This window comes from Streptomyces sp. NBC_00344 (genome assembly GCF_036088315.1).
Taxonomy (GTDB): domain Bacteria; phylum Actinomycetota; class Actinomycetes; order Streptomycetales; family Streptomycetaceae; genus Streptomyces.
In genome coordinates this window covers 986,019-997,808 of record NZ_CP107996.1, presented here as the reverse complement: position 1 = coordinate 997,808, position 11,790 = coordinate 986,019, and the positions used below count along the sequence as shown (strand labels likewise).

Genomic DNA, 11,790 nt, shown 5'->3' with positions numbered 1-11,790 from the left:
AGCAGGGTGGTCCTGAGGACGGAGTCCGCTCCCGCTCTTGCTTTCGGCCCGTCCCGGACGGTAGTCCGTTCTTGAGCAAATCGCTTTGAGCGGGCCGGACTTGGGAGTGCCGATGGACGTGTCACAGCAGTATCGCCAGGCATGGGAAGGCTTCTGGTCGGCCACTTCGGACACACCCGGCGAGGCGATCTGGGACTGCGACGCCTCGCTCTCGTCGGGTCCGCACTGTGAACTGCTGCTGCCCTACGCGGACATTTCGCTGCCCGTGGTCGACCTCGGCTGCGGCAATGGCACTCAGACCCGGTACCTCTCCACCGTTTTCGCCCGCGCCATGGGGGTCGACCTCTCGCATGCGGCGATCGAGCACGCGCGCCGCGCGGACCCCGCGGGGGTCGCCGATTTCGAGCAGCTCAACCTTGCCGACGGGGATGCGGTGAAGGACCTGCATCGCAGGATCGGCGACACCAATGTCTACATGCGCGCCGTGATCCACCAGAGCGAGCATGCGGCCCGCCCCGCCGTCGCCGCCGCCGTGGCGGAGCTTGTCGGGGAGAAGGGCCGTGCGTTCGTCGTCGAGCTGACCCCCGCGTCGCGGGATGTCCTCCAGCAGGCGGCACAGGCCCCGGACGGCCCGCCCGAGAAGCTGCGCCGGATCTTCGACCACGGTCTCAAACCGGCCGGCGCCACCGACGAGGAGGTGCCCGAGCTGCTCGAGAGTGCGGGGCTGACGATTCTGGCGAGCGGTGACACCGTGCTGCCGCAGACCGAGCAGATGCCTGACGGCAGCCGGATCGACCTGCCGGCCAGGTGGTTCGTACTGGCCGCCGCCTCCTGAGACTCCCGACGGCACTGCGGCACGGGACGCCGGAGTGACGCGCCGGCACCGGAGTGATTCACCGGAGCGACACGCCGAGGAGTGGCCGGAGCGGCATGCCGGATGCGAGTTGCCGGAACGCGGGGCCGGTACGGCCCGCCGCGACGACGCGCCGTACGGACACTGCGCAGCCGGTCGCCTGCACCGAAAGGGCAGCCATCGCACAGGGAGAAGGCACTGGTCGTAGGCCATAGGAGGTGAGTTAGAGGTCTAGACCAGCGATAGTTATCCACAGGCCTGGTAGCGCCGTTGCGCAACGCGTACGGTTTCGTCGCATGAAGATCCTCATCAGCGCCGACATGGAGGGCGCAACAGGTGTGACCTGGCCCGGCGATGTTTTGCCGGGCACGGCGCAGTGGGAGCGCTGCCGGTCGCTCTTCACCTCCGATGTGAATGCGGCCGCGCTCGGTTTCTTCGATGGAGGCGCCGATGAGGTGCTCATCAACGAGGCCCACTGGTCGATGCGCAACCTGCTCATCGAGCGGCTCGATGAGCGAGTCCAGCTGCTCACCGGGCGGCACAAGGCGCTCTCCATGGTCGAAGGCGTGCAGCACGGCGATGTGGACGGCATCGCCTTCGTCGGTTACCACACGGGTGCCGGCATGGAGGGCGTGCTCGCCCACACCTACCTCGCCAACTCGATCACCGGCGTCTGGCTGAACGGCGCCAGGGCCGGCGAAGGCCTTCTCAACGCCCATGTCGTCGCGGAATACGGTGTCCCCGTGGTGCTCGTCACCGGCGACGACCTGACCTGCGAGGACGCGTTGGGATGGGCGCCGCAGGCCCGTATGGTCGCGGTGAAGGACCATGTTTCGCGGTATGCGGCGGTGTGCCGCACCCCCGCGCGCACCGCATCGGACATCAGAGCGGCAGCCGCGGAGGCCGCGCCGTTGGCAGTCCGGTACGAACCGGTGACCGGTGAGCAGTTCACCGTGGAGCTGGAGTTCGACGCCGAGCATCTGGCCGGTGCCGCGACGGTGGTTCCGGGAGTCGACAGGACCGGTGAACGGCGTGTCGCCTACACCACCGGGACGATGTATGAGGGCATTCGCACCTTCAAGGCGATCACGACGATCGTCTCGTCCGCAGTGGAGGAACAGTATGGCTGACGACAGGCCCGCCGAAGCAGCCGCGCCGGATGCCCTGGCGTTCGACGAGGTCGTGGACTTCACCTCGGAGCTCATCCGGATCGACACCACGAACCGGGGCGGCGGCGACTGCCGGGAGCGGCCGGCGGCGGAGTACGTCGCGGAGCGGCTGGCCGGTGCCGGAATCGAACCGACTCTTCTGGAGCGCGCCCAGGGACGTACCAATGTGGTGGCGCGGATCGAGGGGACCGATCCGTCGGCCGACGCGTTGCTTGTCCACGGCCATCTCGACGTCGTACCCGCCGAGCCCGATGACTGGACCGTGCACCCTTTCTCCGGGGAGGTCAGGGATGGTGTCGTATGGGGGCGCGGTGCCATCGACATGAAGAACATGGACGCGATGGTTCTCGCGGTCGTCCGGGCCTGGGCACGGGACGGGGTCCGCCCCCGGCGGGACATCGTCATCGCCTATACGGCGGACGAGGAGGCCAGCGCCGTCGACGGATCGGGCTTTCTTGCCGACAGGCACCCCGGTCTCTTCGAGGGGTGTACCGAGGGCATCAGTGAGTCCGGTGCCTTCACGTTCCACGCCGGGCCCGGAATATCCATCTACCCGATCGCGGCGGGGGAGCGCGGCACCGCCTGGCTGAAACTGACCGCGCACGGCAGAGCCGGCCACGGATCCAAGGTCAACCGTGACAACGCCGTGAGCAGGCTTGCCGGGGCGATCGCCAGGATCGGCGAGCATCAGTGGCCGGTGCGGCTCACCGCCACCGTCCGGGCAGCGCTCAGCGAGACTGCCGCGCTGTACGGCATCGACGTGGACACCGGGGCCGCCGATTTCGACGTCGACGCACTGCTCGCCAAACTCGGCCCGGCAGCTTCCCTGATCGAGGCGACTGTGCGCAACAGCGCCAACCCGACGATGCTCACAGCCGGTTACAAGATCAATGTGATCCCAGGACACGCGACCGCCTACGTCGACGGGCGGACGCTGCCCGGCGGCGAGCAGGAGTTCCGGGAGACGCTCGACCGGCTCACCGGCCCCGGTGTCGACTGGGAGTTCGACCACGGCGAGGTGGCACTCCAGGCCCCGGTGGACTCCCCGACCTACGCCAAGCTCCGCGCCGCCATCGAGCGCTTCGCCCCCGAAGGGCATGTGGTGCCCTACTGCATGTCGGGTGGCACGGACGCCAAGCAGTTCTCCCGGCTCGGGATCACCGGCTACGGATTCTCGCCGCTGAGGCTCCCGCCCGGTTTCGACTACCAGGCCCTCTTCCACGGCGTCGACGAGCGGGTCCCGGTGGACGCGCTGCACTTCGGTGTTCAGGTCCTCGATCACTATCTGCGAACCGCATAGGGGAGTTGGGAGCATGGCGCCCACCGGGCCTTACGGAACCTGGCCATCGCCGATCGACGCCGCGCTCGCGGCATCGCACGACGGCAGGCCCGAATACATCGGAGTGGTCGGCGAGGAGGTCTGGTGGACCGAGCCGCGCCCGGACGAAGGCGGCCGCCGCGCCCTGGTGCGGCGGCGCGCCGACGGCGCGGAGGAATCGGTCCTGCCCGCCCCGTGGAACGTCCGCAGCAGGGTCATCGAGTACGGCGGGCACCCCTGGGCCGGCACGGCACACACCGACGGCGGACCACTCGTGGTCTTCGTGCACTTCGCCGACCAGCGGCTCTACGCCTGCGAGCCGGACAAGGGCGGAGAGCCGAGGCCGCTCACCCCGGTTTCGTCCGTGGGCGGCGGGCTCCGCTGGGTGGATCCCACCATCCACCCCGATCGTGGCGAAGTCTGGTGCGTCCTCGAGGAGTTCACCGGGGATTCGCCGACCGCCGTGCGGCGCCTGATCGTGGCCGTGCCGCTGGACGGTTCCGCAGCCGGCGACCGCGCGGCGGTCCGCGAGCTCTCCGACACCACGCACCGCTTCGTGACCGGCCCGCGGCTCTCACCGGACGGGCGCCGCGCGGTGTGGCTCGGCTGGGACCACCCCCGGATGCCCTGGGATGGCACTGACGTGATGCTGGCCGATGTCGGTGTGGACGGCACGCTCCGGGCGGCCCGCCAGTGCGCCGGGGGGCCCGACGAGTCGGTCGCCCAGGCCGGGTGGACCGCGGACGGGCAACTGCTGTTCGCATCGGACCGCACCGGCTGGTGGAATCTCTACCGCGTGGAGCCGGACGGAGGGACCAGGGCGCTCTGTGCCCGCGACGAGGAGTTCGGCGGAGCGCTCTGGAAAATCGGTCAGAAATGGTTCGAACCGCTGGACAACGGCCTGGTCGCTGTCGTGCACGGAAAGGGCGCCGCGGCCCTCGGCGTACTCGACCCGGAGACCGGCGAGCTGGTCGACGCGCCAGGTCCCTGGACCGAGTGGGCGCCGAGTCTGTCGGCGGCAGGCTCCCGGGTGTTCGGCGTGGCGGCCGGACCTCGCCGTGCGGCCGAGATCGTCGAGCTCGACACCCGCACCGGTCACACCCGGGTGGTCGGCTCCGCCCACCGGGACGTGGTGGATCCCGCGCACTACCCCGAGCCCCAGGTCCGTACGTTCACGGGTCCGCAGGGCCGCGAGATCCACGCCCATGTGTATCCACCGCACAGTCCGGACCACTCCGCCCCCGATGGTGAGCTGCCGCCCTATGTGATGTGGGCGCACGGAGGTCCGACCGGCCGCACTCCTCTGGTACTCGACCTGGAAATCGCCTACTTCACCTCGCGGGGCATCGGCGTCGCCGAGGTCGAGTACGGCGGCTCGACGGGATACGGAAGGGAATACCGCAACCGGCTACGCGGTCAGTGGGGGCTGGTCGACGTCGAGGACTGCGCGGCTGTCGCCCTCGCTCTCGCGTCCGAAGGCACCGCGGACCCGGCCAGGTTGGCGATCCGCGGCGGCAGCGCTGGTGGCTGGACGACCGCGGCATCACTGGTCTCCACGGACGTCTACGCCTGCGGCACCATCATCTACCCGATCCTCGATCTGACGGACTGGGCATCGGACGACGGCACCCACGACTTCGAGTCCCGGTATCTGGAGAGCCTCATCGGGCCACTGGCGGAAGTCCCCGAGCGCTACCGCGAGCGGTCACCCGCGCAGCATCCGGAGCAGATCACCGCACCGTTTCTGCTGCTTCAGGGCCTCGACGACGTGATCTGCCCGCCCGCGCAGTGCGAACACTTCCTGGCGCGGATGGCCGGCCGGAGGGTGCCGCACGCGTATCTCACCTTCGAGGGCGAGGGTCACGGCTTCCGCAGAGCCGACACCATGATCCGCGCCCTGGAAGCCGAACTCTCCCTGTACGCGCAGACCTTCAGGATCGCGCGCTCCGACATCCCGACTCTGGAGCTGGACGCATGACGCTGACCCCATTGACCCGGCCGGCCCGACTGAGGCCGGGATCCAGAGTGGCCGTCGTGGCGTCCAGCGGCCCTGTGCCGGAGGACCGGCTCGCCGCAGGCCTCGACATCCTGCGCGGGTGGGACCTCGACCCCGTGGTGCTGCCCCATGTGCTCGACCGCCACCCGCAGTTCCGCTATCTCGCGGGCGCGGACGAGGCACGCGCCCGCGACTTCGAGCAGGCCTGGTGCGACCCGGCGGTCTCCGCGGTCTTCTGTGCGCGCGGCGGATACGGCGCGCAGCGCATGGTCGATCTGCTCGACTGGACCGCGCTGCGTGCGGCGGGTCCCAAGGTGTTTGTCGGCTACAGCGATGTGACCACGCTGCATGAGGCGTTCGCCGTCCGGATGGGCCTCGCCACCCTGCACGGCCCGATGGTGGCAGCGCTTGCCTTCCTCAAGGACACCAGCACCCAGGAGTCCCTGCGGGCCACTCTCTTCGAGCCCGATTCGGTGCGGACCCTCGGTCTGGCGACGGCCCGCACCCTGGTCCCGGGCCGGGCGGCCGGTGTCACCCTCGGCGGCTGTGTCTCACTGCTGGCCGCCGACCTCGGTACCCCGCTGGCCCGCCCATCGGCGGGCGGCCTGCTGCTGATCGAGGACATCGGGGAGGAGGCGTACCGCATCGACCGGATCCTCACCCAGCTGATCCGCTCGCACTGGCTGGACGGCGTCACGGGGATCGCCCTCGGTTCCTGGCAGGACTGCGGTCCCTACGACGAAGTGCGGGCGGTACTGCTCGACCGGCTCGGCGGGCTGGGTGTACCGGTGGTGGAGGAGCTCGGCTTCGGCCACTGCACCACCGCGGAGACCGTGCCGATGGGGGTCCCCGCCGTACTGGACGCGGATGCCGGCACACTCACGCTCGACGTGCCCGCGCTGAGCTGACCGCTCACGACGCATCAGCCGCATCAGCCGGACCGGGTGCGCCGGCCGGGTCGCGAGCGCCGGCCGGGCCGGCTGCATCAACCGGATTGGGTGCGCCGGGGCACCACGGAGGTGCCGGGGCGCGCTGGGTAATCTGGCCGGATGTCAGCGACGACCGCATATCTCGCCGAGGGCGCCCGTGTGGGGGTACGCCACTTCTCCTATCAGGACGCGGAGGAATTCACCGCACGTGCGCGGGAGAGCAAGCTGCTGCACCGCCCGTGGCTCTTCCCTCCGGCCGACACCGAGAACTACGCGGTGTACGCCCGGCGGCTGATCGAGGACCCGACCAAGGCCGGATTCCTGGTATGCGAACGCGAAGGCGCCGAACCAGGCCGTATCGCCGGTTTCATCAACATCAACAACATGGTCGAGGGTGCTTTTCTGAGTGGAGCGCTCGGATACGGCGCCTTCGCGCACACGGTCGGCCGGGGCCTGATGGGCGAAGGCCTTGCCCTCGTGACGCGCCATGCTTTCGGTCCACTGCGGCTGCACCGGCTCGAGGTGAACATCCAGCCGGCCAACGCTGCCTCGATCGCTCTGGTGCGGCGGGCCGGGTTCCGCCTCGAGGGGTATTCGCCGGACTTCCTCTTCATCGACGGGGCCTGGCGGGATCACGAACGCTGGGCCATCACCGCCGAGATGGTGGAAGGCAGCCGTCCGGCGTCCAGGGCCTGAGCCCGTGCCGGTCAGTGGCGCTTCTCATCAGTGGCGCCCCTTACGGTTGATCTTCATCGTGTCGAGATCCGTCACAGTCGAACGCAGCGCGCCGAAGCCGTGACCGAGCCGGGCGAGCTCGGTGCTCGCCCGGTCCTCGGCGATCGCGCCGGCCATCTCGTCACCGTCCTCAGCGCCGGAGACGACCACGTAGCGGTACGAGAAGTGCTTGAGAGTACGGTCGTAGGTGAGGGACCCCTGCTCGGTGAACTGCATCTGCGTCAGCCCGTGGTCGTCCACCTCCGACAGCAGCCGGGTGCGTGACACGTCCGTCAGCCTCTCCCAGGTCCCCCGCACGATCACCCGATAGGTGTGCTGCGTGGCCATCCGTCCCGCCCTTCACTCCGCCGTGCGCCCTCCAGGACCAGGGTACGGGGCGAGTGCAGGGCGTAGGCGTCGCGCGGCGGGGGAGGCCTTTGCGTAATCCTGGCCCGAAGGCCCCCTGGTCAGACCCGCATCACCGGTGTTCCATGGTCATCGGGGGGTGCCGGGCGGACGGCGGTCCCGGCGAGTGAGTGAGGTTGCTTTGGCCACGACTGTGCGACGTGCCGTACTGACCCTGCCCGCCGCTCCTTTGGGACCGGAGAATCCGCTGCCCGCCCTGCGGCCGCTGGACGAGGTGCATACCGTGGACGCCGGGGACCGGGCCGGGATGCCGCGTGACATGGCGCGCCAGATCGGGTGGGAACCGCTGCGTACGCTGCTGCCGGCGCGGATCCTCGACGGATACGGACGGCGTCGCACCCCGACCGGGATCGACACGGTCGTGATCGAGAACGACCGGCTGCGGGCCACCGTACTGCCGGGTCTCGGCGGCCGTATCCACTCTCTGTTCCACAAGCCGACCGGGCGGGAACTCCTCTACCGCAACCCGGTCCTGCAGCCGGCCGACTTCGCCCTCAACGGTGCCTGGTTCTCCGGTGGCATCGAGTGGAACATCGGTGCGACCGGCCACACGGCGCTCAGCTGCGCCCCGCTGCACACCGCGCTGGTTCAGGCCCCCGACGGCGGGGAGATGCTGCGTCTGTGGGAGTGGGAGCGACTGCGTGATCTGCCGTTCCAGGTGGACCTGTGGCTGCCCGGGGACTCCGACTTCCTCCATGTCGGCGTACGCATCCGCAATCCGCACGAGCAGACCGTGCCCACCTACTGGTGGTCCAACACCGCCGTACCCGAGGAGGGCACGACCCGCGTGCTCGCCCCGGCCGATGAGGCCTGGCACTTCGGATACGAGCGCAGTCTGCGCCGGGTACCGGTGCCGGAGTGGGACGGCACCGACCGCACCTATCCGCTGCGCGGCGAATATCCGGCCGACTACTTCTACGAAGTCCCCCGCCAGGCAAGGAAGTGGATCGCGTCGCTCGACGCGGACGGCGGCGGCCTCGTCCAGACCTCCACCGACCAGCTGTCCGGCCGCAAACTCTTCCTGTGGGGTTCCGGGACCGGCGGCCGCCGCTGGCAGCAGTGGCTGACCGAGCCGGGCAGCCCCGGGTACGCGGAGATCCAGGCCGGCCTCGCCCGCACCCAGCTGGAGCACGTGCCTCTTGAGGGCGGTGCCGAATTCAGCTGGCTGGAGGCGTACGGGCCGCTCGACGCCGACGCTGCGGCCGTGCACGGCGACGACTGGGCCGCCGCCCGGCACGAGGTGCAGAGCAGGCTGGAAAGCGCGCTGCCCCGTGCGCGGGTCGAGGCCGCGTACGAGGAGTGGCGCCCTTTCGCCGACATCGAGCCGCACACGACGCTCTTCACCGGTTCCGGCTGGGGCGCGCTGGAAGTCCTGCGCGGCGGACACAAACTCCCCGGCACCCCCTTCGAGGAGTCCACGATCGGGGACGAGCAGCGGCCGTGGCTCCAGCTGTACCGCTCCGGTGCTTTCCCTGTCCCTCGCCGTGTCACCCCGCCCGGACCTTCGCTGGTGGCAAGACACTGGCGGGACATGCTGGAGACGGCGCCCGCCGAGCCCCTCACCGAATACCACCTGGGAGTCGCCCAGTGGCACGAGGGTGATCGCGCCCAGGCGGTCCGCAGCTGGGAGCGCGGTTTGGAACTGGCCCCGTCACGCTGGCCGCTGCTGCGCTGTCTGGCCGTGGCAGACCTGTGCGACGGCCACGGCCGGCGCGCCGCGGACCGCTATGCGGAGGCTTTCGACGACCTCTGCTACGAGCTGCGTGATGGCGAGCAGTGGACGGCGGTGACGGCAGCTCTGGGCCGCGAGGCGATCGGGGCACTCCTCGCGGTGAAGCGCACCGCCGATGCCCGCGCGGTGTGGAACAGGCTGCGCCCTCCGGTCAGACAGCGTGGCCGTTTCCGGCTCATCGAGGCCCAGTTGCTCATCGCGGAGGGCACCGGGGAAGAGGCACGCGTGATCTTCGACGGGGGCTTCGAGGTCGCGGACCTACGGGAGGGCGCGGAGATCCTCAACGAGGTCTGGGCCGCGCTCGGTACGGACGAACCGCTGCCGGATGTCTACGAATACCGGATGCGCCCCGGGCCCTGACGCCCTCATGGCCCGCCGAAGTGCACGGCAGGAAGCGCCCGGGAGGAGCCGCGCCCGGCGGCCCCGGGCTGTCACCGGCACCTCAGGCGCGGGCGCTCCAGCCGGGGTCGCGCCCCAGCAGAGCGAGAATGCGCTCCAGCGGGGCGGCCTGCGCCGCAGTACGGAGGCCCGGCGCGAAGGCCGCGCCCGGCGATTCGCGTGCGGAGTCGTCGGGTACCGCCTCGGCGATGGGGAGCCCCGCCGCCAGGATCTCCTGGTCGAAGTCGACCGGGACGCCCGCCGCCACCGCCACGTCCCAGCCGTGCACGACGCAGTCGATGTAGTGGAAGCCGATCGCGATCCGGCCGGGAAGCGTGATGCCGTCGCGGACCTCCGGTAGCCAGAAGGCGCGGTCGAGGGCTCCCTCCTCGGCGAAGGCGGCTGTGACCTCACGAGCCGACGCGGCGAACAGGCCCGCCGGGTCCGAGCCCACCGGGCGGTCGGCGAACACCGACGCGTCGCTCGTCTCTCCCCGCGCCACTGCGGCGAATCCATGGTTCTGGCCCGTCATATGCGCGAGCAGCTGCGCCAGATCCCAGCCCGCGCAGGGTGTCGCCCGGGTGAGCTGAGCGGGGCGGACCGTGCTCACGACGGCCGTGGTGACGGCCATCACCCGACGGTGCAGGGCGATGAGTCCGGTCATGCTCCGACGGCCTTCCTGTCGACGTACTCGAACACCGAGCCGTCGGGGTGTACCGCGATCAGATTGCGGCCCACCGGAGTGGGCACCGGTCCTGCGATGACTTTCGCACCGACATCGGTGAGCGTGGCCAGAGCCTCGTCGACATCCCGCACCGCGATGGTCGCCTTGACCTTGCGGAGAATCGCGAGTTCCGACTCGGGGCCGCTCATCAGCAGGAAGGCGCCCACGGCGGCGACCGATACCCCACCGCGCTCGAAGCGCAACGCCTTCGCACCGGTGAGGCGTTCGTAGAAGAACACCGAAGTCTCGAGGTCGTCGACGCAGATGCGCAGCGTGGTTCCCAGGATCTCCATGGCAGCGAGCCTAGTTGGGATGGGCGGGCCATGAGATCGAAATCCCCGGGCCCGCCTCTGCGCCGCTGACCTCCCCGCGCGGCGAACCCGCCCCCGGCGCCGCGGGCCGCCGTACGCCGGCGGCCACCCCGTGCGGGGGCGGGCCGCTCCGGGCCGGGGCGGTCACCGCTCAGGCCCCGGGCTGCTCAGACGCGGCAGAGGATCTCGCCGTGCGGGACCATGAACCACGCGTCGTCCCGTGCGCCCCACTCCCGCCAGGCGGCAGCGATCGCCTCCAGCTGTTCCACGGTCGCGTGTCCCCCTTCCACCGCCAGGCCGGCGTAGCCGGAAGCCGTGGTGCGTTCCGCCCACAGACCGCTCCACCAGGCGCGCTCCTCCGTGGTGGCGAACACCCAGTTCGTGGCCGTCGATGTGATGTCCCGCAGTCCTGCCTGCCGGGCCCAGGACAACAGCCTCCGCCCAGCGTCCGGCTCGCCGCCGTTGGCACGGGCGACCCGGTGGTAGAGCTCCAGCCATTCGTCCAGTACCGGGGACTCCGGTGACCAGGTGAACGCCCCGTAGTCGCTGTCACGAACCGCGATGATGCCGCCCGGCTTGGTGACCCTGCGCATCTCGCGCAGTGCCTGGACGGGGTCGCCCACGTGCTGGAGCACCTGGTGCGCGTGGACGACGCAGAAACTCGCGTCCGGGTAGTCCAGCGCATGGATGTCGGCCACCGCGAAGTCGGTGTTGGCCAGGGACCGTTCCGCGGCCAGGGCGCGCGCCTGTTCGACGATGCCGGGTGCCATGTCCACTCCGGTGACCCGCCCCTCGGGGACGAGCGCGGCCAGATCCGCCGTGATGGTGCCGGGGCCGCAGCCGATGTCCAGGATCCGCATGTGGGGCTTGAGCGAATCCAGCAGATACCCGGCGGAGTTGGCGGCGGTTCGCCAGTTGTGCGAGCGCAGCACCGAGGCATGGTGGCCGTGTGTGTAGACGGCCGTCTCTCTCGCCATGACAGGTCTCCCTCGTTCGACATCAGCTCATCCGAAGTGGTGTCACCACCCTAGATGTTCATGTCGGAATATGAGATAGCGATCTCAAGATATGGACGCAGAATGGGCCCGGCTCACCCGCGGGTTTTGCCCGGTAGGTCGCGGGCACCCGGAAAGTCCGAGCGGCCCGGTGGGTACCGGGCCGGAGCCGGAGCGCGCCGCACAGCCGGGTACCTGCCGCCATGCCGGGGAATCCGGCGCGCGTCGCGCCCGCCGGAGCACCG

11 protein-coding genes are annotated in these 11,790 nt (G+C 70.2%); 7 read left to right on the top strand and 4 right to left on the bottom strand.

The window, feature by feature from the left end:
- Window positions 1-112: 112 nt before the first annotated feature.
- From OHS16_RS04560 to OHS16_RS04535, 6 genes are all read left to right on the top strand, one after another.
- Entirely contained in the window at window positions 113-835 is a 723-nt protein-coding gene (locus OHS16_RS04560; protein WP_328535858.1) for a class I SAM-dependent methyltransferase, read from the top strand.
- Between the two features lie 314 nt (window positions 836-1,149).
- On the top strand, window positions 1,150-1,983 hold the full coding sequence (locus OHS16_RS04555) for a M55 family metallopeptidase (protein ID WP_328535857.1): 834 nt from the start codon (window positions 1,150-1,152) through the stop codon (window positions 1,981-1,983).
- Window positions 1,976-3,322 (top strand): M20/M25/M40 family metallo-hydrolase, encoded by a 1,347-nt coding sequence (locus OHS16_RS04550; protein WP_328535856.1) that lies wholly within the window; start codon window positions 1,976-1,978, stop codon window positions 3,320-3,322. The genes OHS16_RS04555 and OHS16_RS04550 overlap by 8 nt, the downstream gene beginning before the upstream one ends.
- Window positions 3,323-3,335: 13 nt before the next feature.
- On the top strand, window positions 3,336-5,318 hold the full coding sequence (locus tag OHS16_RS04545; RefSeq protein ID WP_328535855.1) for a dipeptidyl-peptidase 5: 1,983 nt from the start codon (window positions 3,336-3,338) through the stop codon (window positions 5,316-5,318).
- Entirely contained in the window at window positions 5,315-6,244 is a 930-nt protein-coding gene (locus OHS16_RS04540; RefSeq protein WP_328535854.1) for a S66 peptidase family protein, read from the top strand. Before OHS16_RS04545 ends, OHS16_RS04540 begins: the two co-directional genes overlap by 4 nt.
- Before the next feature lie 141 nt (window positions 6,245-6,385).
- Complete coding sequence (locus tag OHS16_RS04535; protein WP_328535853.1) at window positions 6,386-6,961, top strand: GNAT family N-acetyltransferase; 576 nt, start codon at window positions 6,386-6,388, stop codon at window positions 6,959-6,961.
- A gap of 27 nt (window positions 6,962-6,988) precedes the next feature.
- Here OHS16_RS04535 and OHS16_RS04530 read toward each other — a convergent pair whose 3' ends face one another.
- Window positions 6,989-7,327 carry a DUF6204 family protein gene (locus OHS16_RS04530; RefSeq protein WP_328535852.1) on the bottom strand — a complete coding sequence of 113 codons (339 nt, stop codon included), beginning with the start codon at window positions 7,325-7,327 and terminating at the stop codon, window positions 6,989-6,991.
- Window positions 7,328-7,526: 199 nt separating this feature from the next.
- Here OHS16_RS04530 and OHS16_RS04525 point away from each other — a divergent pair, with 199 nt between their 5' ends.
- Entirely contained in the window at window positions 7,527-9,497 is a 1,971-nt protein-coding gene (locus OHS16_RS04525; protein ID WP_328535851.1) for a DUF5107 domain-containing protein, read from the top strand.
- 82 nt (window positions 9,498-9,579) lie between these two features.
- Here OHS16_RS04525 and OHS16_RS04520 read toward each other — a convergent pair whose 3' ends face one another.
- From OHS16_RS04520 to OHS16_RS04510, 3 genes are all read right to left on the bottom strand, one after another.
- The gene (locus OHS16_RS04520; protein WP_328535850.1) at window positions 9,580-10,179 is read right to left on the bottom strand and encodes a TIGR03086 family metal-binding protein; all 600 of its coding nucleotides are present in this window, start codon (window positions 10,177-10,179) and stop codon (window positions 9,580-9,582) included.
- Window positions 10,176-10,532, bottom strand: coding sequence for a VOC family protein (locus tag OHS16_RS04515; protein WP_328535849.1), 357 nt, complete (start codon window positions 10,530-10,532; stop codon window positions 10,176-10,178). Before OHS16_RS04515 ends, OHS16_RS04520 begins: the two co-directional genes overlap by 4 nt.
- Before the next feature lie 185 nt (window positions 10,533-10,717).
- Window positions 10,718-11,527, bottom strand: a complete 810-nt coding sequence (locus OHS16_RS04510; protein ID WP_328535848.1) for a class I SAM-dependent methyltransferase — start codon at window positions 11,525-11,527, stop codon at window positions 10,718-10,720.
- Window positions 11,528-11,790: the final 263 nt, after the last annotated feature.